This is a genomic window from Rhizobium sp. SG570 (assembly GCF_012275345.1).
Classification (GTDB): domain Bacteria; phylum Pseudomonadota; class Alphaproteobacteria; order Rhizobiales; family Rhizobiaceae; genus Rhizobium; species Rhizobium lusitanum.
Genome location: NZ_JAAZQI010000011.1, coordinates 250979 through 277125 on the forward strand (window position 1 = coordinate 250979; position 26147 = coordinate 277125).

The 26147-nt window shown below is 58.2% G+C and carries 23 protein-coding genes and 3 pseudogenes; 7 read left to right on the forward strand and 19 right to left on the reverse strand.

What is annotated here, in order from left to right; all coding sequences use genetic code 11:
• Positions 1-41 precede the first annotated feature (41 nt).
• On the forward strand, positions 42-3317 hold the full coding sequence (locus FHT28_RS22465; protein ID WP_168597412.1) for an adenylate/guanylate cyclase domain-containing protein: 3276 nt from the start codon (positions 42-44) through the stop codon (positions 3315-3317).
• A 243-nt stretch (positions 3318-3560) separates the two neighbouring features.
• On the forward strand, positions 3561-4241 hold the full coding sequence (locus tag FHT28_RS22470) for a peroxiredoxin-like family protein (RefSeq protein ID WP_037200486.1): 681 nt from the start codon (positions 3561-3563) through the stop codon (positions 4239-4241).
• Between the two features lie 94 nt (positions 4242-4335).
• Here FHT28_RS22470 and FHT28_RS22475 read toward each other — a convergent pair whose 3' ends face one another.
• The 9 genes and pseudogenes from FHT28_RS22475 to FHT28_RS36335 form a co-directional block, all read right to left on the reverse strand.
• The gene (locus tag FHT28_RS22475) at positions 4336-4668 is read right to left on the reverse strand and encodes a cytochrome C oxidase subunit IV family protein (protein ID WP_037200484.1); all 333 of its coding nucleotides are present in this window, start codon (positions 4666-4668) and stop codon (positions 4336-4338) included.
• A 10-nt stretch (positions 4669-4678) separates the two neighbouring features.
• A complete protein-coding gene (locus FHT28_RS22480; RefSeq protein WP_168597428.1) occupies positions 4679-5401 on the reverse strand; it encodes a heme-copper oxidase subunit III family protein in 723 nt (240 codons plus the stop codon).
• A 12-nt stretch (positions 5402-5413) separates the two neighbouring features.
• On the reverse strand, positions 5414-6118 hold the full coding sequence (locus tag FHT28_RS22485) for a cytochrome c oxidase subunit 3 (protein WP_047638537.1): 705 nt from the start codon (positions 6116-6118) through the stop codon (positions 5414-5416).
• The gene (locus tag FHT28_RS22490) at positions 6115-7893 is read right to left on the reverse strand and encodes a cbb3-type cytochrome c oxidase subunit I (RefSeq protein WP_168597413.1); all 1779 of its coding nucleotides are present in this window, start codon (positions 7891-7893) and stop codon (positions 6115-6117) included. The genes FHT28_RS22485 and FHT28_RS22490 overlap by 4 nt, the downstream gene beginning before the upstream one ends.
• A 56-nt stretch (positions 7894-7949) precedes the next feature.
• Positions 7950-8765, reverse strand: a complete 816-nt coding sequence (locus FHT28_RS22495; RefSeq protein ID WP_168597414.1) for a cytochrome c oxidase subunit II — start codon at positions 8763-8765, stop codon at positions 7950-7952.
• 234 nt (positions 8766-8999) lie between these two features.
• Positions 9000-9386 (reverse strand): cytochrome c family protein, encoded by a 387-nt coding sequence (locus tag FHT28_RS22500; protein WP_113102849.1) that lies wholly within the window; start codon positions 9384-9386, stop codon positions 9000-9002.
• A gap of 103 nt (positions 9387-9489) precedes the next feature.
• Complete coding sequence (locus FHT28_RS22505) at positions 9490-10305, reverse strand: DUF2189 domain-containing protein (protein ID WP_168597415.1); 816 nt, start codon at positions 10303-10305, stop codon at positions 9490-9492.
• Positions 10306-10835: 530 nt separating this feature from the next.
• Positions 10836-11987 (reverse strand): ROK family transcriptional regulator, encoded by a 1152-nt coding sequence (locus FHT28_RS22510; RefSeq protein WP_092573562.1) that lies wholly within the window; start codon positions 11985-11987, stop codon positions 10836-10838.
• A 218-nt stretch (positions 11988-12205) separates the two neighbouring features.
• Positions 12206-12328: pseudogene (locus FHT28_RS36335) on the reverse strand (pyrroline-5-carboxylate reductase); the annotation flags it as partial.
• Between the two features lie 2 nt (positions 12329-12330).
• On the opposite strand from FHT28_RS36335, the gene FHT28_RS22515 reads away from it, so the two are divergent.
• Together FHT28_RS22515 and FHT28_RS22520 are read left to right on the forward strand one after the other, a co-directional pair.
• Positions 12331-12579, forward strand: coding sequence for a hypothetical protein (locus FHT28_RS22515; RefSeq protein WP_168597416.1), 249 nt, complete (start codon positions 12331-12333; stop codon positions 12577-12579).
• On the forward strand, positions 12576-12947 hold the full coding sequence (locus FHT28_RS22520; protein ID WP_234903844.1) for a hypothetical protein: 372 nt from the start codon (positions 12576-12578) through the stop codon (positions 12945-12947). The genes FHT28_RS22515 and FHT28_RS22520 overlap by 4 nt, the downstream gene beginning before the upstream one ends.
• Positions 12948-13080: 133 nt before the next feature.
• Here FHT28_RS22520 and FHT28_RS22525 read toward each other — a convergent pair whose 3' ends face one another.
• The 7 genes from FHT28_RS22525 to FHT28_RS22555 are packed head-to-tail and all read right to left on the reverse strand — an operon-like array spanning position 13081 to position 20388.
• Positions 13081-13581, reverse strand: a complete 501-nt coding sequence (locus FHT28_RS22525) for a DUF995 domain-containing protein (RefSeq protein ID WP_047554901.1) — start codon at positions 13579-13581, stop codon at positions 13081-13083.
• A gap of 32 nt (positions 13582-13613) precedes the next feature.
• A complete protein-coding gene (locus FHT28_RS22530) occupies positions 13614-14552 on the reverse strand; it encodes a glycosyl hydrolase (RefSeq protein WP_037200470.1) in 939 nt (312 codons plus the stop codon).
• A gap of 15 nt (positions 14553-14567) precedes the next feature.
• Entirely contained in the window at positions 14568-15107 is a 540-nt protein-coding gene (locus FHT28_RS22535) for a DUF995 domain-containing protein (protein WP_047638542.1), read from the reverse strand.
• A 1-nt stretch (position 15108) separates the two neighbouring features.
• Complete coding sequence (locus tag FHT28_RS22540; RefSeq protein WP_168597417.1) at positions 15109-16521, reverse strand: UDP-glucose/GDP-mannose dehydrogenase family protein; 1413 nt, start codon at positions 16519-16521, stop codon at positions 15109-15111.
• A 29-nt stretch (positions 16522-16550) separates the two neighbouring features.
• The gene (locus FHT28_RS22545) at positions 16551-18392 is read right to left on the reverse strand and encodes a glycosyltransferase family 2 protein (RefSeq protein ID WP_168597418.1); all 1842 of its coding nucleotides are present in this window, start codon (positions 18390-18392) and stop codon (positions 16551-16553) included.
• Positions 18389-19375 (reverse strand): UDP-glucose 4-epimerase GalE, encoded by a 987-nt coding sequence (galE, locus tag FHT28_RS22550; RefSeq protein ID WP_168597419.1) that lies wholly within the window; start codon positions 19373-19375, stop codon positions 18389-18391. The genes FHT28_RS22545 and galE overlap by 4 nt, the downstream gene beginning before the upstream one ends.
• The gene (locus FHT28_RS22555) at positions 19375-20388 is read right to left on the reverse strand and encodes a UDP-glucuronic acid decarboxylase family protein (protein ID WP_092573559.1); all 1014 of its coding nucleotides are present in this window, start codon (positions 20386-20388) and stop codon (positions 19375-19377) included. Before FHT28_RS22555 ends, galE begins: the two co-directional genes overlap by 1 nt.
• A gap of 337 nt (positions 20389-20725) precedes the next feature.
• Here FHT28_RS22555 and FHT28_RS22560 point away from each other — a divergent pair.
• Positions 20726-21187: pseudogene (locus tag FHT28_RS22560) on the forward strand (transposase); the annotation flags it as partial.
• A 28-nt stretch (positions 21188-21215) separates the two neighbouring features.
• Here the strand turns inward: FHT28_RS22560 and FHT28_RS22565 are convergent.
• Positions 21216-21512, reverse strand: coding sequence for a hypothetical protein (locus FHT28_RS22565; RefSeq protein ID WP_092573558.1), 297 nt, complete (start codon positions 21510-21512; stop codon positions 21216-21218).
• Between the two features lie 443 nt (positions 21513-21955).
• Here FHT28_RS22565 and FHT28_RS22570 point away from each other — a divergent pair, with 443 nt between their 5' ends.
• Positions 21956-22966, forward strand: coding sequence for a FecR domain-containing protein (locus FHT28_RS22570; RefSeq protein ID WP_037200458.1), 1011 nt, complete (start codon positions 21956-21958; stop codon positions 22964-22966).
• 35 nt (positions 22967-23001) lie between these two features.
• On the opposite strand, the gene FHT28_RS22575 is transcribed toward FHT28_RS22570, so the two are convergent.
• Entirely contained in the window at positions 23002-25173 is a 2172-nt protein-coding gene (locus FHT28_RS22575; RefSeq protein ID WP_168597420.1) for an adenylate/guanylate cyclase domain-containing protein, read from the reverse strand.
• 638 nt (positions 25174-25811) lie between these two features.
• On the opposite strand from FHT28_RS22575, the gene FHT28_RS36340 reads away from it, so the two are divergent.
• Positions 25812-25973 (forward strand): hypothetical protein, encoded by a 162-nt coding sequence (locus FHT28_RS36340; protein ID WP_348644859.1) that lies wholly within the window; start codon positions 25812-25814, stop codon positions 25971-25973.
• Positions 25974-26052: 79 nt separating this feature from the next.
• On the opposite strand, the pseudogene FHT28_RS22580 reads toward FHT28_RS36340, so the two are convergent.
• Positions 26053-26147 (reverse strand): annotated as a pseudogene (locus tag FHT28_RS22580) (IS5/IS1182 family transposase); the annotation flags it as partial.

Sequence of the window (26147 nt, forward strand, 5' to 3'; positions counted from 1 at the left end):
ATTGAGCCGGCGCTCCATGGGTCTTCGGGAGATTGGCTTCGATGGATTGCTCCGCCTGCGGTTTTGCGATTGAGAGCGGCTTTGCGTTTTGCCCGAAATGCGGGGCAAGGCAGCCGATCTCTTGCGCCAGCTGCGGCCAAGCCTGCCTGCCGGACTTTGCCTTCTGCCCGAAATGCGGCAATGCCGTTGCCGGTGGCGCACGCGCGCAATCCGTGGTTCCCGCCGAGGTCACAACGTCCACCTCGTCCGTTGGCCCCCCGCAACGGGCGGCGGCGTCCGACACGGAAGCCGACCGGCGCCCGCTCACCGTTCTCTTTGCGGATCTCTGCGGTTTTACCACGCTGAGCGAGAAGCTCGACCCCGAGGTCATGCGAGCTCTGCAGAACGAACTCTTCGACGAGCTGACCGAGGCGGTCGAAAGCTACGGCGGCTTCGTTGACAAGTTCGTCGGCGATGCATTGCTTGCCCTGTTCGGCGCGCCGGTTGCTCATGAAGACGATCCGGAACGGGCGCTGCGCGCCGGCCTCGACATGATCGTGCGGGCGGGACGCGTCGGGGATCGCTGGCAGTCTCGCGCCGGCGTACCGTTGCGCCTGCATGTGGGGATCAACACCGGGCCCGTGGTGACCGGCGGCTTCGGAGCCGCCAACGCCCGTTCCTATTCCGTGACGGGCGATACGGTGAACACGGCCCAGCGACTGCAATCCATGGCTGGACCGGATGAAATCCTCGTCGGCCCCCTGACGCACCGCCTCGCCCGTCATGGCTTCGCATTCGAAAGCCTCGGGTCTCAGGTCCTGCGGGGCAAGAGCGGCAACGTGCTCGTCCACCGCCTGCTTGCACCGCTGGAGGCGCCGAACACGGCACGCGGCCTCGAAAGCTATGGCCTCCAGGCGCCGATGATCGGGCGGGACTCGGAGCTCGCGCGGATGCTCGGCTGCCTCGATCTTGCGTGCAACGGCAGCGCCCAACTCGTCCGCTTGATCGGTGAGGCCGGTATCGGCAAATCGCGGCTTGTCGACGATTTCGTCGAGGCGGCGGCACAGGACGAGCGCTTTCAGGCGGTCGTGGTGCGGCGCGCGACCTGCTCCCCCCTCGGCGAACAATCCTATGGCGCCTTGGCCGCTGTTCTGCGCAGCGCGTACGGCATTGCAGAACGGGACACGGCGGCGAGAACCGAAGAGCTGCTTGCGGCCGGTCTTGGAGAACTCGGCTTCGGCGTGGAGGATGTCGCCCGGCTGACGCCCCTGTTCTTCCACGTGTTGGGCTTAGGCGACCCGAGCGGCGCACTCAAGCATGTCGAGCCCGAACAGCTGCGGCGGCAGATCCTCTATGCGACAAGGACGATTTTCGAGCGACGCCTGTCCCGTAGCCCGCTGCTGCTGATCGTGGAGGACATGCATTGGGCCGACGCCGCATCGCTGGTGGCGTTGCGATTCATGCTCGACCGGCTGGAACGCAGCCGGCTGATGATGCTGACGACCTGTCGGCCGACGCTTGAAAGCGACGGGCTTGAATCGAACCGCACCAGCCTGACATTCCTGCGCCTTGCTCCCTTGCGCCATCAGGATGGCGAAGGACTGCTGAAGGCCTTCTTCCGTGGGGCGAACGGCATCCCGGCCGCAACGCGCAAGCGGATTCTCGATCGGGCTGGCGGTAACCCGCTGTTCATCGAGGAAATCGTCCGCGGATTGATCGAAACCGAAGCCTTGCGTTTCGATGGCAAAAGCTGGAGCGCGACAGCCGCCGATATCGGCAACGAGATCCCAATGAGCCTGCAGGCGATGTTGCTGACCCGCGTGGACCGCTTGCCGCCCGCGGTGCGGCGGCTGGCGCAGGAGGCGTCGGCGATCGGCCCGCGCTTCGACAAAAAGCTCCTCGGCGCCATCGCGGCGGACCCGGCATCGCTCGACACCAGGCTCGATTTCCTTTGTCAGGCCGAGATTATCGATGAGGTAGCCGAGACCTCGGCGCAATCGTCGCCCGGCTATCGCTTCACGCAGACGCTGCTGCACGATGTCATCTACCACAACCTCTTGCTCGAACGCCGCAAGGAGCTCCACGGTCGCATCGCCAGCAGCCTGGAGCGTCTACATCGTGGGGCACCGGATCGGCTGGAAGACCTGGCGCAGCTCGGCCATCATTTCTGCAAGGCCGCTCAAACGCGCAAGGGCGCCGGGTATCTGATGGCGGCCGGCGATCTGGCACGCAAGATCTATGCGAATGACGATGCGATGCGACTCTATCGCCAGGCGCTCGCCGCCTTCCCCGAGCAACCGGAGAGGATGCCCGAACAAGCGGCGCTCGATGAGCGGCTGGCCGATCTCTGCGGCCCCAACGGCGAGCGCGACGCTGCTCGTGATCACTACGGCCTTGCGCTGGCCGTCCATCGTGCTGCCGGTGACCGGGCCGCTGCCGCCCGGATCTTGCGCAAGCTCGGACGTCTCAACCTCGACACCGGTCGACGCGACCTGGCGGATGCCTTGTTCGCCGAGGCTGCCGGCCTGCTCGACGGCACCGACGAGCCGATCGAGCGCGCGCATCTGCTGCAGGAGCGCGGCCACCTCGCCTTCCGGATGGGAGACCAGGCGGTTGCGGCGCAGTGGGCGGACGAAGCCTTGATTTGCCTCGGCGCCGTATCCGCAGAGGCCTCGAGCCCCGTGGGCCTCGAGGCAGCACGGGCCGGTGCCGAGGCGTTGAACACCAAAGGCGTGGCGCTGGCCAGACTTGGCCGTCATCGCGAGGCCGTGGCAGCCGTCGAGAAAAGCCTTGTGGTTGCCGAGGCTGCAGGTCTGCTGAGCGCCGCCTGCCGTGCCTATTCCAATCTCGGCGTGCTCTACACGATCGTGGACCCCAAGCAAGCGATCGCCGTGTGCCGGCGCGGATTGGAGGTCGCCATCCGCATTGGCGATCTCGGCTTCCAGGCCCGCCTCTTCGCCAATCTTGCCGTTGCCTGCTGCACCTTCACCGACAATTGCGCCGGGGAGGGCATCCCCGCAGCCGAGAAAGCGATCGAGATCGACCGCGCTCTTGATCAGCGCGACCATCTCGCAGTGCCGTTGATCGTGCTCGGGCAAATCCACCAATGCCACGGCCGGCCGGATCTAGCCCGCAGGTATTACGAGGAGGCCCTCGACCTGGCTCGTGAAATTGGCGAGCCGCAACTGTTGTTTCCATGCTATGATGGCCTGGCGACATTGAATCTCGAACACGACGACATGGCCGAGGCCGAGCGGTATTTTGCTCTGGCGCAGGAGGTGTGCAGCCGACATCAGCTCGACCCGGGCGCGTTGGTCGTGTTGCCGTTTCTCGACTAGAGCCGACGGGACCTTGGGATCGAATGGACCCCGAAATCCTCATCGGATCTGGAATGAAAGAAATAGCGCATGGTGGCGTGCGAAACCGCTTCGTAGAGTTCGACATCATGCTCAAGACCGCCGTCGAGAGCCATTGCGTTCGGGCGGCATCACCCGCGGCGAATGATTTCGCCTCGATTGGAAGAGCTGGAGCGCCGTTTCCAAGATCATTTGAACAGGCGGCGCTCGGAGAGGGAGGATGACATGCCGGACAGCTTCACTGATAGGCCCCTGCAGCCGGGCGATCACGCGCCCAACGTCGTACTTGACGCAATTACCCGCCAGGGGAAGGTCTCAATCGACGAGTTTCGCGGGCAAAGGCCCGTGCTGGTCGGCCTGTTTCGCGGGCTTCATTGCCCGTTTTGCCGGCGCCAGATCACGTCCATGGCGAGCCTTGCCGGCGACCTGCGTGAGCTGGGCATCGACAGCCTGACCGTTGTCAACACGCCGATCGAGCGCGCACGTCTGTATTTCCGCTATCATCCGTTGCCCAACCTGTTGGCCGCATCCGATCCGGACCGTATCTCGCACAGGGCATTCGGACTGCCGAATGTTGAATTCACCGAATCTGAAACCGCGTGGCCGCACAAGGTGGGAATGGATGTGCTGACGTCGATGAAGATCGACATGCCGAAGGAACTTCCCGAGCCGATGGGCGTGATGGCTGCGACCGAGTATCTCGACAAGGCCGACGGCTACGAATTCACCGAGGACGACCGGCAGATGATCGCCGGCGGCGAAGGCCAGCTCGTCGGCGAATTCCTGCTCGATCGCAATGGCGTCGTCAGGTGGTGCTTCACGGAGGTTGCCGACAACGGTCGGCAGATGTTCGGCGTGCCGGCGGCGCAAGATTTGATGTCGGCCGCGTCCAACGTGGCCGCGTAGGTCATGGGGACTCTGGGGATTTCCAAAGCTGAACAAATCGGATTCAAGACTGTTTTTTAGGGGCAGTCACGGGTGTGTTGGATCGTCTGTCATGTTACGGACCGCCCCCCAAAAAGGCCAGTCGGGTGAGCAACGTGTAGTGCGATTCCGACACCATCAAGGCGGCGAAAACAAGCACGAGGACCGGGGGGAGCAGGATGGCGTAGATCAACGCCAGCCGCTCCCAGGCCATGTGCATAAAAATCGCAACGATCAGCCCTGCCTTCAGGACCATGAAAAGGAGGATCAGAGACCATCTGAGATAGCTCTGGATGCCGAGGTAGTCGACGAGGTAGGAGAAGGTGCTGAGGACGAAAAGCAGCCCCCAAACGACCATATAAAGTCTTATCGGATGCTGTTGTCCCGAATGCGCCTGTTGTTGTGCCATGATGCCATCCTCACCACAGATAGAAGAATGCAAAGATGAATACCCAGACCAGATCCACGAAGTGCCAGTAAAGCCCCGTTATCTCCACGATCTCGTAATGACCCTTCCGGCTGGTGAAAAATCCCCGCCTTTCCTGATCGAAGTCCCCCCGCCACACCTTGCGTGCCATGATCAGGAGGAACAGGACCCCGATCGAAACATGGGTGCCGTGAAAGCCCGTGATCATGAAGAAGGACGACCCGAATTGCGCCGCCCCCCAAGGGTTCTCCCAGGGACGAACGCCTTCCCTGATCAGTTTGGTCCATTCGAATGCCTGCATTCCGACGAATGTCGCGCCGAGGGCTGCCGTCGCCAACATCAGCGCGGCAGTCTTGCGGCGATCATGGCGGTATCCGAAGTTGACGGCCATGGCCATCGTGCCGCTGCTGCTGATGAGGACGAAAGTCATGATGGCGATCAGGATCAGCGGAATTTCCTTGCCTCCGATCGTCAGGGCGAAGACCTCGCTCGGATTGGGCCAAGCAACGGTGGTCGACATGCGCGCCGTCATGTAGGCCAGCAGAAAACACCCGAAAATGAAGGTGTCGCTCAGGAGAAAGATCCACATCATCGCCTTGCCCCAGGAGACGTTCTTGAACGCCCGCTGGTCCGATGACAGATCAGCGGCAACGCCTCGCAGTCCCGCGGGCCGCAGATGCGGATCACTTACCGGTCTTTCCATGGATTCGGTCATCATCGAAGCTCCTCAGGTGACCAATTGACGGCAGAGATCGACGAAACTATTCGCCCAGCCGGCGAAGAGCGCAAAAAGGATCAGCCAGACAGCGAGCATGAAATGCCAATAGATGGCGCATAGATCCACGCTCAGGCGAACTCCAGTCAGCACAGGAATGATCCGGGCGCGAATTACGGTCCGTCCGAGTACGAAAAGCCCGCCCAGAATGTGCAGACCATGCAATCCGGTGATCATGTAGAAGAAGCTGTTTGATGGGTTGTCGGCGAGCAGATAGCCTGCCGACACCAGCTGCCGCCACGCCAAAACCTGCCCGGCGAGAAAAAGAACGGCCAGCACGAACGCCACCGCAAGAGCTGTGTTCAGCATCTCGCCGCGATCAAGGCGGGCTTCGGTTTTCGCCCATTGCAGCGCCACGCTGCTGGCGGCGAGAGCCGCCGTATTCACCCATAGCAGCCGCGGGATCGGGATGGCCCACCAGTCGGCGCCGCCCATGCGGCTGAGATAGGCGCTGATAAGGAGCGTGAACAGCGCACCGATGACGGCAAGAAAAATGCCGAGCCCGAGTTTCGCTATTGTCGCCGATGATCCCTGCATCTCCGGCGCATCGCCTGCCAGACCCACTTCCAGCCAGGGCTTTGAGGTCAGCCGCTGCCTTGCCATCCACCAGGCAATGATGCCGGCGACCCCGGCCAGAAAAATGAGAATGGCGCTCATGGCGACACTCTCTCGGACGGCTCGCCCAAAGCCGGCTGGTTTTGCGGCAGGAAGTCCTGGTCCGCTCCGGGAACGCTATAATCATATGGCCAACGATAGACGATGGGCAGCTCCTTGCCCCAATTTCCGTGAACCGGCGGCGTTTGCGGCGTTTGCCATTCCAATGTCGTTGCCCGCCACGGGTTGCCGCCCGCTGGCCTGCCCCAGCGAAGGCTCCAGGCGAGGTTGAACAGGAACAGAATTTGAGCGGCGCCGACGACCAGCGCGGCGACGGTGATGAACATGTTCAGCGTGTGCGCCGATGGTGGAATGAAACCAGTTTCGCCCAACTCGTAATAGCGGCGCGGCACGCCCATCAGGCCGAGATAGTGCATCGGGAAGAAGATCGCATAGGCGCCGAGAAAGGTGATCCAGAAGTGGATATGACCCATCACCACGTTCAGCATGCGACCCGTGACTTTCGGATACCAATGGTGGATTGCGCCGAAGATCACCAGGATCGGTGCGACCCCCATCACCATATGGAAATGGGCAACGACGAACATGGTATCCGAAAGCGGCACGTCCACAACGACATTGCCGAGAAACAGACCAGTCAATCCGCCATTGATGAATGTTACGATGAAGGCCAGGGCGAACAGCATCGGCAATGTCAGATGGATATCGCCGCGCCAAAGCGTCAGCACCCAGTTGTAGACCTTGAGCGCCGTCGGGATGGCAATGATCAACGTCGTGGTCGCGAAAAAGAACCCGAAGTTCGGATTCATGCCGCTCACATACATATGATGTGCCCATACGACGAAGCTTAGTGCTGCGATGATGACGATCGCCCAGACCATCATCCGGTAGCCGAAGATGTTCTTGCGCGCATGGGTGCTGATCAGATCCGAGACGATGCCAAAGGCAGGAAGTGCGACGATATAGACTTCAGGGTGGCCGAAGAACCAGAACAGATGTTGGAACAGGATGGGACTGCCGCCCCCTTGCTTCAACTGTTCGCCCATCTCGACGATGGCGGGCATGAAGAAACTGGTACCCAGCAACCGGTCGAACAACATCATGACAGCGGCGACGAAGAGGGCCGGGAAGGCAAGCAGCGCCATGACGGTCGCAGTGAATATACCCCATACTGTCAATGGCATTCTCATCAGCGTCATGCCCCGGGTGCGTCCTTGCAGCACGGTGACGACATAATTCAGCCCACCCATGGTGAAGCCGATGATGAACAGGATCAGCGATGACAGCATCAGGATGATGCCCCAATCACGCCCTCCCGGCGTCCCCGATAAAAGAGCCTGCGGCGGATACAGCGTCCACCCGGCGCCCGTCGGCCCGCCGGGCGCAAAGAAGCCGACGACCAGGACGATGACTGCGAGCAGATAGAGCCAATAGCTCAGCATGTTCGCATAGGGGAACACCATGTCGCGGGCGCCGAGCATCAAGGGGATGAGATAGTTGCCGAAACCGCCGAGGAACAGTGCCGTCAGCAGGTAGATCACCATGATCATGCCGTGCATGGTGATAAACTGATAATAATGTTCCGCGTCGATAAACGAAAAATAGCCGGGAAACCCGAGTTGCAGCCGCATCAGCCAGGACAGCACCAACGCCACCATGCCGATCGAGATAGCGGTCAAGGAGTACTGAATGGCGATGATCTTGGCATCTTGGCTGAAGACATATTTCGTCCACCAGCTTTTCGGATGATAAAGCTCCACGTCCTCGACTTCAGCGGGCTGGATGACCTGCCCAGCGCCGGATCCAATGTCGACCATATTCCATCCTCCCTGTTCCCTCCGATGCGGCTTTTCCCCTCAAGTACGCATGGCATTTATTTGGCCGCCGACTTTTCCGCGGACGCCAGTGATTTCGAGAAAGTCGGCTGCTGCTGCAGCCAGGCTTGATAGGCGGTCTCGGTATCGACGATGACGGTGCCGCGCATCTGCGGATGACCGACGCCGCACAATTCTGCACAGAGAACCTCGAACGTTCCTGTCCGTGTCGGCGTGAACCAATAATAGGTGACCGTACCAGGGATCATGTCCATCTTGGCCCGGAATTCCGGCACGTAGAAATCGTGCACGACGTCGATCGAGCGCAGAAGCATTTTGACCGGCTTGTTTGCGGGCAAATGAAGTTCACCGCCTTCGACGATGACGTCGTCCATTCCGGCGGGATCGCTCTTGTTCAAGCCGAGCGGATTGTCCGGGGTCACATCGCGCGTGTCCGCCCGACCGAGCCGCCCGTCGGCGCCCGGCAGCCGGAAGCTCCATTGCCATTGCTGAGCGACGACTTCAACCTCGCTGGCATCGGCCGGGACCGTAACGAACTGTTTCCACACGAAGAGGCCTGGCGCGAGCATTGCAGCCACCCCGATCGCAGTCCCCGCCGCGAGCCACCATTCCAACCGCTTGTTTTCGGCCTGGTATGCCGCCTGATTTCCGGCGCGGTGTCTGAAGCGGAGGACGCAATAGGCTATGAACAACACGACAGCCGTGAAAACAAAGCCGGTGATCCAGAACGTGATGACAATCGTATTGTCGATGTAGCTCCAGTTCGACGCGATCGGCGTCCACCACCATGGGCTAAGCAGATGGAACGCAATCGATCCCACCACCAGCAGAACGAGAATCACTACGACAGCCATCGTCTCCTCCGTGACCCGGCAGCGAATATTTCCACAATCCCATCGCGAAGCGTTTTAGTATTATCTCATGAACAAGTCAGGCGAGCAATTGCGGTAACGGCAGCGGTTCATCCCGGCAAAACGCCCGGGGCATATCGGCGCCGCGGGAACGGATCGGCGGCGTCAGGTTGCTGAGCCGAGCTCCCCGATCCAACCGGCAACGCGGGAAACAGCTCGTCCACGCTTGGCATTTCGCTATTTGGAGTACTGCTTCAGATAGGCGATCAGATTGGTAATCTCGGTATCGTCCTTCAGCCCGACGAAGGTCATTTTCGTGCCCTTCACTTTCGCCTTGGGGTCGTGCAAATAATCGCGGAGCGACGTCTCGTTCCATACGAGGCCGGCCTTGCCCGCCTCCTGCATCGCCGGCGAATAGGCGAAATTTGGATGTGTTCCAGCGGTTCTGCCGAACAGACCGTTCAGCGAAGGGCCGACCTTGTTCTGGTCGGTTTCGGCTATATGGCAAATGGCGCATTTCTTGAAAACGGTGGCCCCTGCGGTAGGGTCGCCCTCCTGCGCCGTAGCGTCAAGCGGGATGGCAATGGCGAAAAGCAGACAGATCGGAAGAAAACGGTAAGACATGGCAATCCTCATTCTCTTCATCGCTAACCCAACCAACACGACTCCCATCATGCAGATCGCAACGGCTCGGACGATGATCTCTGGGTAAATTTCCTTTGTGAATTCAAGGCATGCGGTTCGGATAGACGGGTGCAATCAATTTTCGATACAGGTACCAGGTCGAATGCCCGAGGATTGGCATGACGACCGCAAGGCCGGCAAAAATCGGGATCGTGCCGACGACGAGCAGCGCCGCGACAATCAACCCCCAAAGTGCAACTGGTCCTGGATTGGTAAGCGTAGCGCGTATGCTCGCGTCCACGGCTGCGATTGCGCCGACATCCCGATCCAGCATCAGCGGAAAGGTCACCACCGTTGTCGCCAGCACTATTATTGCGAAAATGAAACCGGCCAGATTTCCCCAAAGCATAAGTGAGAGGCCTCGCGGGGTCGTCAGCACGTCTGACAGGAAGGTCGAGATCGAGGTGAGGCCTGCCTCGTCGAAGGTCATGGTGTAGATGCGCTGTGCGATAATCAGCCAGGCGACGAAAAGCGCCAACAGCATGAGGCCCACCGCAATGATCGACGGCAGCGCCGGCGAGTGACGGACCTCCAGCGCGTGATGCCATGAGCTATCCAATCCCTGCTCGCGGCGTCGACTGATTTCATAAAGGCCAAGGGCCGCAATCGGACCAATGAGCGCAAAGCCTGATATCAAGGGATAAAGCAGCGGCAGCAGGTCAGCGCCGGAACTCCACATGGCCAGAAAAATGCCCGCGATCGGATACATAAGACAAAGAAAAACGTAATGAGATGGCTTCTCTCCAAAGTCATTAAGCCCCGACTTCAGCGCATCGACAAGATCCGCTACACCTATCTTCCGGACTTCCGGGCGCGTAAATTCACCGCTCGCACCGGCCATGACATGGAATGTCGCCATAGCGTCTCTCCTCCTACGCCATAATCCGGCTAGCGGTGCAAAGACGCCCGGCAAATTTTTATCTACACGCCAAACCGCAACCGGCTATCGTAAATCTATCAAATCTTGTTGCCTTTGTCGCCTATTCTTTAAATTAGAAAAATTAAATACTCATCATTTCTTGCGCTGCTACAACTGGCGATTTCCGGCGTGGATACCTGGAAGACGATGCTTGCCGACGGCGGTGACATTTAACCCCATTGAGCGTCCGGTAACCGGCTGGACCTGTTGTGGACCGGCATTGGATTCCGATCCAGATGCGCGCGACAAGCAATTGTTTTTGCTGAGGTGACCGGGATCACTCCCCGGCATTTATTCACGGTCATTGGCGCCTATGCCAAGACCAACTTTCCGATAAATGCCTAATTTTCCTCGGATACTGGCCAAACTGAAATCACCCGACGAATGGCGTCGCAAATATCAAACGCAAAGGTCCGATGACCAAAGTCGAATGACCGACAGCGCGTTCAATTTCTTGAGGGTGAAGCCAGTCACAAGACGGTCTCGAATAGAGGGATCAAGGCCGCTCCGATTGCGCCAGGGGCATCAATTACCTCCGCCACGGCAAGCTTGGGGACGTCGCGTAAGGCGCCATGCCGAGGTAGATTATTAATTTCAGTCCGTTCGATAAGCATTCTTGCCAGTGAATGCGGGAGTTCACCGCCAAGGACGATCAAGGCGGGGTCAAATACCGCGCAGAGCGCGTTGACGGTGCGATTATGCGCCGGTGCGACGCGGTCGACCCACTCCGCAACACCCTGCCATTGCGCCAAATCTTCGCTTTTCAAGTCCTTCAGCGTCAAGTCCGGGCGGCCGTTGGCGTGAAGATGCCGAAGCAAAAGGCTAGGAGCAGGACGCTCCTCGTAGTCCTGCTGCCCAAAGAGAACGGAAAATTCGCCCGCGTTTCCGAAACTGCCGCGAAATGGCATGCCTCCGGAAACCAGGCCGCCGCCGTAGCCATGAAGATGGGCAATATAAGCGAAATCCGCGACCTCACGGCCGACACCGAAGATTGCCTCCGCTAAAGCTGCTGTTCTGGCGACATTGTCCGCCCAGATCGGCAAGCCGAGTTTTGCTCCAAGCAAAGGAGCCAGGTCGATCAGTGACCAATGGGCGAGCGGCAGGGGGCAATTAAACGCCGACTCCAGCATACGGTGACCGGCGACGGCAAGACCAACGCCGAGGACATCCCGCCGATTGGCGCTTCGGCGGGCGAGAATGTCTTTGACCGCCGCGCCAATTCGGTCCATCTCCTCGGACAGCGAGGATCCAGCCTGTGGAATTTCCGTGTTCTCCAAAGGCTCTCCGAATCCCATGAGGCAGAGGCCGATCGAACCGACATTTATGGAGATGCCGAGCGTCAAACACCAATCCTTTTGCAGGCTTAGCTCCGGACTGGGCGGTCCGGGGCGTCGGTTCTCTGACGGGGAAAAAGCAATCATTCCTCGGTCGTGAAGCCGCGCGACAATCCTGTGCAGAGATTGCTGGGTAAGGTCGAGCGGTTCGGTCAGGTCAGAACGCTCAATCCCGGGAGATTTCCAGATCAGCCGCAACAGGTCGCGTTCGTTGCGAGAGGCAACCCGTCTAGGTTGTAAATCCCGCAAAAAATGTGCCGCAACGTGGTCTAACGGATCATACTTCATTTTCAGATCATTTTGATTTACACGGCAAGCGTGAAATCCGCCTGGAGGTGTCTTGCTTCTATCAAACTGACGAATTCAATCGCTAATTTGATGGTCCTGCTTACCTCATCAAGAACGGCCGATCCAGCCGCGATGACGGCATTTTACGGATGGCAGAGGGGATGCTGTCCGAGTGTTGGGAGCTCGATATCGGCGTTGCGGCGATCTCTGGCTTTCGTCTCGAGATCCGACAGAACCTGCTCATTCAGGCCGCCCCTTGTGGCGAACTCTCGGCTGAGCATGCTGAATGATTCCGCGTTTGGCCGGTTCGCCCGCTGTGCAAGACTTTCGAGGAGCGGAGAAAATGAGGAGATTTATCGAAAAACTTGCTGTAAGGACCAGTGGGGCGGTGGCATCGGGTCGGCGATTTCCCCACCGGCGGGCCGATGAAGGCGCGCTGGTGGTGGTCACCGATGCCAAAGCTGTCACTGCAGTGGAAGTCGCGGCAACTGTCGAGGCAGGCGGCTGCGATTGCTTCCAGCTTGAGGCTTACACAAGAAATCAGGCGAATTCATTAATTTGTTCAGGGTATTTATGGCGTTCGCATCAATGATTTTTGTCAGGATTGGTGAAGAAAAGCGATTAACCGAGGGGGAGCTTATGAATTCCAATCGAAATTTCTGTAATGCACGCCGCAATCGTCATTGGATTAAACGTTCCATATCAGCAATTTTTCTGATTGCCTTCCCGTTAGCTCTGTCTGCCAATGCGAACGCGTCTGAACTTGCGCATGCAAAGCAGAAGACCATTCAACTGTATATGAAGAAATACGAAAAGAATAATGTCGTCTTCTATAGTGGAAGTTCACTGGCAAAGACGGCTAAAATTTCTTCCGAGGAATACTTTAAGGGTGCGCCGTATGTTTGCACGCCTAGCGGCTTCGGCAGAACATCGCATTGTCACAATCGCAGTGCTTTTTGAGGTGAGCCCAGCGCTCCCGCAGACTGCTCTCGAAAGAGAATAGGGGTTGCTTCTCGGATGGTACTCGGACAGAACTGATAGCGAGCAGGCTGTCCATCCATCCTAGCGATGGCCCCTATTTGAGTATTCAACTTCAACCGGGCAGATGTTTGCGGACATTATCGCCCCGTCGCAGTTTCAGAACCTCGTCATCATGCTTGATTGGATTATGACGGAACACATACCATTTTCCGCCTGACGCTCGTTTCTGATAGATTATCCCGGCTTTCTCACGATGCAGAAAGCAGGAAACATTGCGTGCAGCAGTTTTTCCGCTGTACCATAAAGCACTCATGCAGAGCTTGCCGCGATCGGTCACGTACCAGGTGCCTTTTGCATAGGATTTTTGGGAACCCTTGTGCGACCAGGCGGTAAAATGGTTGTGGTTACGAGAGAAGAACCCTGCACCATCCTTCCAGATCCAGGAGCGCCCCGAATAGAGTCTTTTTAGAGCGGCGGCGCTCATCGGATCTGCTTGACTGGCCGCGCGTGCGGTCAGTCTATCGATTTGATGTTGTGTTGCGGCGTTTGCCGGGCCGGTCAGCAACAACATCGAGATCGCGGCGTTCAAGATGACGAAACGGAACGAAAACATTTTGTTTCTCCTTCAACTGTTCGCCGCGGCAGTCAGTTCAACAGAGGGCTGGCAACGCGCCAGTCCGGCCGACCCAGGCCATCCGGCCAGGGATAGACTTCACGGTCGTTGAAATAGACGACTGCTGTCAGGTCGGGAAATTCGGCGTGCGGTTTGGCGGCTTCCTCAGCCCATGCGTGAACATAGGCCTCATTTCCCTGATAACCCAACTCGGCAATAACGATCGGCTTCTTGAAGGCCTTGACGCGGTTGTAGCCGGGCTTGGTTGCTTCCACGAACGTCGAATCCCGTCCGAGCTTGCGTTGATCGAACGGTTGGTAGCCGAACACCGAAAGCCCGATGACATCAACATATTGATTGCCGGGATAGTAGGCTTCGAGCCCCTCTTTTCCCATTGGCGACCACATGTACTTGGCAGACGGAAGATATTGGCGGCATACGGTGATGGCGTGCCGATATGCTTTTATATAGCCGTCCGGCTTCCAGTAGGCCCAGGTGAATTGCCCGTTCTTTTCATCCATTTCCTGAGCCCAGCGGATGGTGACGGGCCTGTCGAGCTTGGCTGCCGTGGAGCATATCGCTGCCATGTTGGCATCGTAGCGACCCGCCAGAATTCCGTTGAGAAGATCGTCCGGTGCCACGCGCCAGTCGCGGGCCCAGGACCAGGGCTCAACCGTAATCAGCAATGAACGGCCGCGCTTGCGTGCATAGTCATTTGCCGTGCTCAGGGTTGAGAGATCGACATCCTCCCAAGGGAGGAAGAGATGCTCGATCTTGGGGTCGGGGTCATTGGTAAAGTCCCCATTTGGGTCATAGGCACCGGAAGCAAGCGATTGCGGTGTGATGATCGGCCTCTTGTCGTGGAACAGGCTCTCGGCCCGTGCGTCAAGAACATCGCCGGCCGCGTAGACTGCGCCGCAGAGCGCGACGGTGCCAAGCATAGCTGCCGTTAGTTTGGTTAGGGTTCTCATTGGATTGACTCCTCCTTATTCGGTCTTGTGCGCGTCTAAGGTGGCTTTCACCACCTCTAGTCGCTGCGAGACCAGATCGTCGGCGATTAATTTCGCCGCCTCATCGGTTTGTTTGGCTACAGCGTGGCGAAACACGTACCAGGCCCCGCCTGCCTCACGCTTCTGGTAGATAGTCCCATCCTGAATTCGATGAATGAAGCAGGTTTTGGCTGGAAACTTGCCGTTTGTCGCATGCCAGGCCGCCTCGAAGCACAAGAGGCCTGTATCCGTCACGATCCACCGACCTTCAGCCCAGGATTGGCCTCCTGTTCCGTCGACCCAGGCGGAAAACCGGCGATCGGTATTCTGCATTCGCCCGGCGCCATCGGGCCACTGCCAGGTTTTGTCACGATAGAGCGTGTAGAGTTCGAACGCCGTCATGAGCCTTGTACCTTCAGGCAGTTTTGTGCCTGCAACGGCGGCGGTAGCATTGCTCCACCCTGCAATTCCCATGGCGATAGCGAATGCCGTCGCTGTTACACGGGCAAAGGTGGTCTTGTTGTTTGATGGCTTCATCTTATTTCCCCCGCATTGCAATTGAGACGAGCTCTACCGTTTCTGTTTTGACTGCCTGCTGTCTGTCTCGTCGCTTGACGATTTCCTGTAGGCTGCCGTCGGTGCTGGCAGGCCGGCCCACGGCCGAAATGTGAAATCCGAGTTCTTCGGCGGCGTCCGCGTCCAAGGCGTTTCTCAGGTCTATGAGGACCGGCTGGCGCAGGTGATGTTTGAGCTGAACCAGGTCGATTTTCTTGATGGTCTCCCACTCCGTCACGACGACGGCAGCATCGGCATTCCATGCGCATTCATAGGGATCTTCAAAGAAGTCGACTCCGTCGAGAACCTTTGCAGCATTCTCGATGCCGACGGGATCGTAGGCCCGGATGCGGCCTCCCATACGCTGCAGCGCTTCGATGAGCGGCACCGAAGGTGCATCACGCATGTCGTCGGTGTCGGGTTTGAAGGTGAGGCCAAGGACAGCGATGGTCAGACCGTCTATGTCTCCGCCAAATGCCTCTGCTACCTTTAGCGCCATGCGCCGCTTGCGTGCGTCATTGGCAGCAACGGTTTCCTCTACGATACCAAGTGTTACCCCGTAATCCTCCGCCGTCCGCAGAAGCGCCAGGGTATCCTTCGGAAAGCAGGAGCCACCATAGCCGGGCCCGGCTGTGAGGAAGCTCGCGCCAATGCGTTTGTCGAGCCCCATGCCGAGCGCCAGGTCGCTCACATTGCTGCCCACCTGTTCGCACAGATCGGCCAGCTCGTTGATGAAAGTGATCTTGGTGGCCAGAAATGCGTTCGCGGCATATTTGATCAGTTCGGCAGTGCGCCGCATGGTGATGATAACGGGCGTATTCTGTAGCGTGACCATGCTCTCATACAGTTCGATGAGGCGCTTGCCTGCCCGCTCGTCTTCGACACCAATGACGACGCGATCCGGTGCGAGGAAATCACTGACGGCGACGCCTTCGCGCAGGAATTCCGGATTGGAGGCAATGGAGAAGGTGTCGGCCTTGCGGACCGAGCCGATGATCCTCTGCACCACATCCCCGGTTCCGACAGGCACCGTCGATTTCACCACCACAACCGTGTCGTCGGCAATGAGCGACGCGAGCTCGCGCGCTGCCATATAGACGAAGGAAAGATCGGCATCCTCGTGACCGGCGCGTGTCGGCGTGCCGACGGCTATGAAGACGATGGCGGCTCCTTTGACTGCTTCGGCCAGGTCGCAGGTGAAGTCCAGCCGTCCCGCGGCGTAGTTTCGTTTGACCAGGTCGTCGAGGCCGGGCTCATAGATCGGCATCCTGCCTTGTCGGAGGCCGGCAATCTTTTGAGCGTTCTTGTCCATGCAGACGACATTGTTGCCCCATTCGGCAAAGCATGTGCCGCTGACCAAGCCTACATATCCAGTTCCAATAACAGCTATTTTCATCTGAGTTCGCGCCAATGGCGTCCTTCTTTTCATGAACCGTTGTTGTCGGTGTCGCTCAGCCGCCAGCGCGGATTGAACGTCAGCCTGTGCAATCCGCGTCCGCCGATTCCGGCGCCCGCTACCGAGAAGCGATCTTCGAACAGCATGTAGCCGTCCGTATTCCAGGCCAGCGACCGGATGCCGTCATGGCCATGTTCGATGGTGCCCACACATGGCAAGGCGATCAGGGCGAGCAGACTGCTGGCGAGCACCGGACGATAGAAACGCCTGCTCACGCACACGGTGTTTTCGCGCATGTGCTGTAGGATGATGACGAGCAGGAGCAGCGTGTAGATGGCGGCATTCAGCGTGGCGAAGATGTAAAAGCCGCCGGTTTCTTCCGCTGTAGCGACGGATAGTACCGGGAGGATGGAAATCAGCGACAGCAGACCGTAAGCCGCCAGGATTCGCAGAGGCAGCGGATCAACTTCGGACGTGCCCTTCGGCGTGACGCGAAAATCCACGAAAGATCCCGTTGCCCAGTCGCGAACGGCTGCCAGGCCTCCGGCGAGCGCCCACGGCCAGCGGGCGAACAGAAACAGCGTCATTTCCCAGCTGAGGATCTTGGCGTCCACCGGCCTGAACGTGCCGGTGCTGCGCCAGCGATAGGCGAACAGGATCAGCAGGACCGACTGCGGTACGAAGTGCAGCAGAAAACCGGGGTAGGAGACGTCAACGAAACTCCTTCCGCGGAAAAGCGCAATCACGGGCAGGATAAACATCAGCCCCATGAACAGCGAAAAAAGAGAATACCAGAGCTGGGAAAACAGGAACTGGACCTTGAGGCGCAGCGGCAGTCGTCCGATCAGCTTCGGCGAATATTGCAGCAAGATCATCATCAGGCTGCGCGACCATTGGAACTCTTGCGTAATGAGATCGGCGAAGGTGCGCGGACCGTCGCCATGGGCTATGGCATCGAGCGCATGAACGCCGCGCCAGCCGTGGGCATTCATCATCAGCGTGGTCGAATGATCCTCAGCCAGTTCAGGGCCAAGGCCGCCGATGTTCTGCAGGGCGACGGTGCGAATGGCATAGTGCGAGCCGATGCATAGCGGCGAGAGCCCGCCATTGAATCCAGCCTGGAGCGATCCATGCATACTGGCTTCCGCATAGAGGCGCCCACGCGCCGACCAGCTTTCCCGTGCGTTGTAATCGCAAATGCTGGGCGCGGACACATAGCCGACCGCCGGATCGGCGAACGGGCGCAGCATCTGGAAAAGATACCCTTGTTCGGGCACATGATCGGCATCGAGCTGGACGACGAAGTCATAGCCTTCATAACCGTAATGATCGTAGAAGAAGGCGAGGTTGCCTTCCTTGCATCGGGTGCGCCGCGGCCATGTCTGACGGTGATAGTCTTCACGCCCCTTGCGGGTGGAAACATGAACGCCATGCCTATGGCACCAATCGAGCGTCGCGGGTGAAGGATCTTCGTCGGCAAGCCAGGTGTCGTGCGGCACCTCTTGCTCCAGCATGGCGCGCAAAGTCCGCGCCACCACGGCAAAAGGCTCCGATGGTGCCTTCGTCACCACCATGGCGACGCGGCTGCCGGCGGGCAGGCGCAAGCGCCCGTGTGGCTTCCGGGCACGATAGAATACCACGATAAAATAGGCGGGAATGATTGTGACCCAAGCCAACACCAGTGTCACCAGAATGGAGCCGGAGAGGTCCACATAATGTGCTGGTTCGAACCACCAACGCCAGAAATAGACGAGCGCAGCAGCCCATAATGCGGCGCCGACCAAATATTCGGCGCGTCGATAGCCTTGCATGATCGGCGTCATCAAGGGTTCGTCCTGCGGGACTTGAACCTGTGTCTTGTAAGGGTTCATTGCCGCACCTCCAGTCCGAAGAAGGGGGCAGCAGTTCGAATGATCGTCTCTATATCCGAATAGAGAGCCCGGAAGCCGAGCTTCTCGGCGGCAAGGTCCGAAGCTGCATAAAGTGCGGGTGGATCGCCTGCCCGACGGGCACGCATTGCGACAGGGACCGGGTGCCCGCAAACGCGTCCGATCGCATTCACAATTTCCTTGATGGAGGTTCCGTGTCCGGTGCCCAGATTAACGGCAAGGTCGGCGCCGCCGGCCAGCAGATATTCAACCGCCAGCACATGGGCCCGCGCAAGATCGACGACATGAATGTAATCGCGGATGCATGTGCCATCTGGCGTGTTATAGTCATCACCGTAAACTTCAAGAACGTCGATGGAGCCGGATGCCGCCAGCAGTGCGCGGGGGATGAGATGTGTCTCCGGATCATGCAATTCACCGAGTTCCCGTTCCGGATCCGCTCCGGAAGCATTGAAGTAGCGCAGCGCCACATAGTGCAGCCCATAAGCCGCCGAATAATCGGCGAGCATGTGCTCCGCGATCAGCTTCGTCCGGCCATAGGGATTTATCGGGCGCCTGGTCTCGCATTCGCGGATCGGCAGATGATCAGGAGTGCCGTAGACCGCGCAGCTCGACGAAAAGATCAGTTTGTCCGCACCCGCGCGCCGGCAGGCCTCCAGCAATGAATGCGTGCCGTTCACGTTGTTAGCGTAGTATTTTGCCGGGTTTTCGACAGACTCGCCGACATAAGCCGAAGCAGCGAAATGTATGACCGCTACAGGGCGATAGGTCTCGATCGTCTCGGCAAGAGACTGCGTGTCGAGAATATCCCCCTCGATGAAAGGCCCCCAGCGCACCGACGACAGATGGCCCGTCGAAAGATTGTCATAGACAATCGGCTCGAAGCCTTGCTTGTACAGGAGCTTGGCGGTGTGGCTGCCGATGAAGCCGGCGCCACCCACAACGAGTACTCTGCGTCTGGACATCACGCAACCTCGACAAGCTCGCCGCTGGGCCGAACCAGTTGACGTTCGAAATAGGAAACGGTGGACTTCAGGCCATCTGTCAACGCAACCGACGGCTCCCAGCCCAATTCCCGTTTCGCAACCGTGATATCTGGGCGACGCTGGCGGGGATCGTCGATCGGCAGTGTCTTGTAGACAATTTTCGACGAGGATCCCGTCATCGTGACAATCTGTTCGGCAAGCTCGCGCACGGTAAATTCGACCGGATTGCCAAGATTGACCGGGGTATGAATAGCCGACTGGTCACCCATCAACCGGACGAAGCCCTTGATCAGATCATCGACGTAGCAGAAGGAGCGTGTCTGCGAGCCGTCGCCATAGACGGTAATATCCTGCCCCTTGAGGGCTTGGACGATGAAATTGGAGACAACGCGGCCGTCGTCAGGGCGCATGCGCGGCCCATAGGTATTGAAGATGCGCGCAATCCGGATATCGACGCCATACCTTACGTGAAAGTCGCGGAAAAGCGTCTCTGCAGAACGCTTGCCTTCGTCATAGCAGGAGCGTGGACCGAAGGAATTGACGTTACCCCAGTAACTCTCCGGTTGCGGGTGCACCTGCGGATCTCCATAGACTTCCGAAGTGGAAGCCTGGAATATCCGCGCTTGATGACGCGCGGCGAGCTCCAGAAGATTCAGCGATCCGAAAACGCATGTTTTCATCGTATGGATTGGGTCTGCCTGATAGTGCGGCGGCGAGGCCGGGCAGGCTAGATTGTAGATCTCGTCCACCGGCACATCGAACGACGAGATGATGTCGTGGCGGATGAAACTAAACGTGTCGAAGCGCAGCAGATGCCATAAATTTTCCATCCGTCCGGTCGAGAAATTATCTACACAAATGACTTTGTGACCGGCATGTAATAGGTGGTCGCAAAGGTGCGAACCAAGAAACCCTGCGCCTCCTGCAACAAGAATTGTGCGTCTTTCTGTATTTTCCAGAGACAAAGTCGTAGATTTGAACGCGATGTTCATCAAACCCTCCCAACAAACTTAACTAACGACCAAAGATCACAGGAAAAAAGACTTGATAGTCTTCACCTATATGTATCCGTGGCGGGAAATTATTGTCTCAATTTCCGATTATAATTTACTAATATTTAAGGAATGTGTCGTTATCCGGGAATTCTAAAAGTTTGCAATCTGTCCATTTATTCGTCTGGATCTGATTTAATTTAGATAGCCGATTGAACCGCATCAGTGCAATTTTATTGCAATTTTCGATGGTTAAAATGATAGAGCATATTGAATTTATTATATAATTAAGAATAATTCGAATTTTTTACTATGAAATAGATCAATATTATTCCGTGACGTTTCTCAAGTTGAGCCACTACTCGATCAGATTGGCAATCCGATCGGACAATTTACTGTTCGACGGTGCCTATGACGGAAAACCGGCATACGACGCAGTTATCGATGATAGCGGGGCGGCGGCCATCGTCATTCCGCCTCGCGCCAACGTGGTCAACCAATCGACGACGGACGTGTCGGACAAAGGGACCGGCATATCGCTGCTATCAGCAGAGGCGGCCAGATGAAATGGCAGGGTTCCCGCGGCTACGGAAAGCGTTGGCTGCCCGAGACGGCGATAGGGCGATACAAGTCCGTCATCGGTTGCCGTCTGCGGGCACGGTCGCTGACTGGTGAGCAGACCGAAATCGCCATCGGCTGCGCCGCCCTCAACCGAATGCTTGACTGCGCGCGCCCGAAATCCGTCCGTCGTAGGGTCGATTGCATAATCAGCCGTTTCAAAGGTCGCCATTCCCCTTAAGGCCCGATCCGTGCACCAGCGGCCGAGACTAGGCAAATACCGCGACGAGAACGGACAGCCAGATCAAGACGACTCCCAGCGCCAACGCTCGCCTGGCGGCTACGACCTTCTCCTCGCCCTCTTCGGCAACAGGGGTCGTGACAATCCAAGGCACCGAGCCAAGCGCTGCAAATCCGATGAGCGCCAAAATCACGACGACATAGTCGAAGCTGCGCCAGTGCCCGGGCTCATACACACCCCAGTAGCCAAGGAACGCCATCCCTACCGCGAACATGGTGGCGGAGGCGGAGCAAAGTCCCGTAACAGAACCTGACGGCGCGCGCATCTCGTATCCTTTCCGTGCCGGTCAATCCATGAGACGATTTCCATGACGGCGCAAATCGCTTTCGCAAATCGGTCCCTCATGAACTCTCGCTTGATACATCTGCTTCAACGAAGAAAGGCCTATAGGGCGCTGGGAGCATATGGATCATTGAAGAAAGTGTCATCAGTGGTACATCGGAATTTTGATGCCCTGTTCTGACAAAACGCTAAGTACAGGTCTCCTCAGGCGGGCGTTGCTGAAGAATTTTGGCATGTCACGCCATCGGATAGGGTGTGTAGACCGTTCGTCGAGAAGATTCAGTGAGAATACCAGCGGTGAAATACACGCGATTTTTGGCCAAAGCCGATCTGGCAATAACTCAGTCTACGCCCTTTATACTCAGAAAGGATGATGAGCATTCCAGAATTGCCTATGCTAAAACATAGATAAGCCTGGAGGGTGGGATGTTGTATCTGCGCCACGCCGCGACCGTTGTGCTGAGCGTCATGCTGCTCGCACCGTTGTCTTCGAACGCCGCCGAGAAGGTCGGCCAGGCTGTGCTGATTAATACCGAAGTTACGGGCGCAGGCGGTCCGCTGGCGGTCGACGACCCCGTCCACCGGGACGAGCAAATTCGTACCTCCCTTTCGGGCCTTGGGCAGTTCACATTTCGAGACGGCACGAGACTGGCTGTCGGAGCGGGTTCGTCGGTTATCATCGACAAATTCGTTTTCGATGACTCGGGCTCAGTCAAAAAACTTACCATAAATGCCGCAAAGGGCACTTTTCGCTGGATGAGCGGACATTCAAACTCTTCGGCGTATCAAATCGTGACGCCCGCCGGAACGATCGGGGTGCGCGGGACGGTATTTGATTTTTATGTTGGGGCTAACGGCACGACGGCGGTCGTTCTTCTGAATGGCGCCGCACAGTTTTGCGGCGCGGGTGGCTGCAGGCAGTTGAAGCAGCAATGCGACTGCGTTGTCGCTAAACGCAATGGTCAGATAAGCGATCCCCGCCGGGTCAACCGCGACATTCTCAAGACGCTCGGCAACCAGCGAGCTTTGCCGTTTCTGTCCGGGGATCAACAACTTTCGGGACGAATGGGTTTTGGCGGCAACTGCGGTCTGTCGACGGCGATGAAAGATCGGCCCAACGGCGTATCTCCACGCAGCGTTCCGGCAAACAATCCTGCTCCGGCACAGCCCGATACACCCAGCGTATCCCACACGCCGGAATCGCCACGCACCGAGGCGCCTGCTGCTCCGCAGGAAACTCCCAGCACGCCGAATGTTCCAAATCCGCCAAGCACGCCTGACAAACCGCAAAAGCACGACGATGACGGCGATCATCATCACGATCATCATCATGGCAGAGGCGACCACGGATGGGGTGATCACAATCCGGGCGACCGAGACAGCGATGGCCATGACGGCGATCATGGCGATCACGACGGCGGGCACCACCGTCGGTAGCACAGGCGGAATTGCGGACGACGGCTGCAAATCAGCTAGATATCGGCCGCCTTGTCTGCGGGCTCGTCGACGAAGTGTCCGGCTCGGCGCGAAATCTGGCCGTAAAACTCCTGCAACAGTCCTGTCGTCACGACCTGCGCCTTGAGTTTTGCGGCGCCGACAAGTTTGCGGCTGCTCGTCGACCGTGTTCGCAGGGCAGCGACAAGTCGCCTGTGCATGGCCTCAAGTTCGGCGAAATCAGCAGATTTTGCCAGGCGCGCATCACCGACCACCGCAAAAAGTTTGGTTCGCATACTCTTACCCTTCAGCATCAACGCTCCTGCCTCGAGCAGGGCGCAATCCGGCAGCAGGCGTGCTGTCGGTTCGGATACCAGAATGTCGAAATTGATGTCCTTGCAGGTAGATTCGATACGCGCGGCAATATTGACGGCATCGCCGACCGCGGTGTAGTTGAAGCGTGTCTCGGCGCCCATATTGCCGACGCATGCAAGCCCCGTATGTATGCCGATCCCTATTCCGACCTGCCGCGCGTCTCCGAAACCGAATGCATCGCTGTTGTTGAGGCGGGCGAGCGTTTCCCGCATGCCCAGGGCTGCACGTACGGCCTTGCCGGCATGGTCGGAGACGTCGACGGGAGCGTTCCAGAAGGCCATGATCGAGTCTCCGATGAATTTGTCGAGCGTGCCTTCGTTGACGATGACATGGTGGCTCAGCGCATCGAGCAGTGTGTTCAGAAACGCGACGACGGCGCTCGGTGTCATCTCCTCGCTGATCTGGGTGAAGTTTCGCACATCGACGAACATGACGGTCAGCTCGCGCTCGTCTCCTCCAAGGCGCAGGGCATTGCGCGTATGCTCGATGCGATGGAGCAGCGATGGTGAGAGATAGTGGCCGAAAGCTCGCCGCACGTCGCGCCGTTCCCGATCGATCACGAGAAAGCGGAATCCCGTCGCAGCGAAATGCGTGATCGATCCGGCGACGATCGGTGCCAGCGGGTCGAAGAGAAGCCCCCCATAAAGGAAGGCAAGCCAGGAGGCCACAAGGGCAAAAGAGGTAATCAGCAGGCCGCACGCAAGTGCGACGGCCGGATTGACGAAGGTGGTGAGGATCACCAGAAGGCCGCCCAACACGGCGATGGACAGGATTTCCATCCCGTCTGCCCAATCCGGCCGGGAAAGGAAGCGGCCTGAAAGGATCTGCTCGACGATCTGCGCGTGGATGGAGACACCCGGCACGTTTTCACCAAGGGCCGTCGTGCGGACATCCTGGAGCCCGGAAGCAGAGGTTCCGACGAAAACGATACTGCCTTCGATAGCGGTTCTGATATCGGCGGAGGCGTCTCCGGTCGCGAGTACCTTGCTTGCCGAAATATACCGCTTTGTGGTGTCGGGGCTGACATAGAGCCACAGCTCTCCCGCCGCCGTTACCGGCACCACGAAATCCCCGATCTTGACCCGGGTCAATGTATTCGGCCTGTCCGGCGCGGCGTCGAGTACGTAGGTGGAGGCCCCCTGTGCGACGCGGAGCGCTTCGAGCGCTAGATTGGGGTAGAGCTGCTTGCCGTCGCTGAGGAAAAGCGGAACTGCGCGCACCACTGCCGATGATGCACCCGGATTGAGGCTGATATGACCGAGTCCGGCGGCATTGGCTTCCAATTGCGGCTGCAGCGGCGTCGCGGCCTTGATTGCGGGCGGCGCACCGAATGGACTTTCGCCGGTATAGGCAAAGCCTGCCTTCACCGATGGCAGATAGTTTCCCTGGTTGGAGAGGCCGAAACCCAGCACCATCGGCCTTCCCGACAGCGATCGGGAAAAAATCTCATCGTTGTCCGGTAGCTTGCCCAGCAGTGAGGGATCAATGCCGGTGACATCGCGAACGACATTGCGAGGCGACAGGCGGTCGGGCTCGGCGAAGAGGATATCGAAAGCGATAGCCGACGCGCCCATATCGGAAAGCCTGTCCACAAGAGCGGCAATCCGGTTTCTCGGCCAAGGCCATTGACCGAACTCGCGCAGTGACGCTTCGTCTATGTCGATGACCCGGACAGGCTGGTTCTCAAAGGTCCGGGGCACCAGGCGCTGATACTGGTCAAATGTCAAATCGCGGGCGAGCCTTAGCAACGGAGGATCGCTTGCCCGCAGGATCGTCAATGCTGTGACGAAGGCCAGGCCGATAACGACGCCAATTTGCTGCGCACGCGTGACCATTATGGTGTCAGCCCCTTTGCCCTGCACCCCTCGGCAATAAGTAGCGATTAGAAGAAATACGAAAATCTATTGGTCTGCTGCTGCGCCAAGGAAGAATATGCTGCCTTGTTCCAGGGAACGATGCAATGATCAAAGTATCGAAGGGCATCGTAAAGTTATCAGGTCGGCGATTGATCTGCGCGAATCTTTTAGCATGACACAAGCCGCGGGTGATCCACTTTATCGCTACCATCGGTTTCCGACTGATCGCACCAGACTATGTGTCTCTGAGCGGAGAAATCCCGCCGGCACTTTGCCGGAGAAATCCGCATGCGATCCGCCGGTCGGTTTGGCGACAAGTGGCACATTGATGGGGCCATCATCCGCCCCGGATGGGAAGAGAGTGCAGTTCGTCTCGTCGATGTTCTGCTCGCCGAACTATCCCGCAGGACGGCCGAGGACAGTGTCAGCTGTCGGAACGGTCCCGTCGGTCGAAAAAGCTTGTTGCCGTGTGCCGGCCCATGCATTTCAGTAGGACGGAGTAACGTGACGCAAGGCCGTAACGGCGGTGCGGTAGTAAACGCCGGTGAGCTGCGGCGGCAGCCGCGCAAAGGACGTCGAATGGATAGCTTGCCCCGAAGGATATACTCGTTCCCGCCGTGTTCGGTGTGTCGCTTGTCGTTCTCGCGCTGCTGGGCGCCATTGGCGCTGGGGCTGGAGGCGTCCAGATAGTAAAACCCACAGTCCGCGTTGCTTTCTGGGGTGCTATCGCGATGGCCGTTACCGCGGGTGTCGGTGCGCTGATAGGCAACTCCGTGTAACGCCGCTATTGAACTAGAGCATTTCCAGGAAAAGTGCGAAGCGGTTTTCCGTCTGGAATGCGTAAAGAAACAAAACGCTCTAGGTGACCGACTCATAAGATCGGAGCCAAATTCGAATTGAGGCTAGCTGGACGGATGCGAGGAAGTTGTCGTCGCGTTTGTCGTATCGGGTTG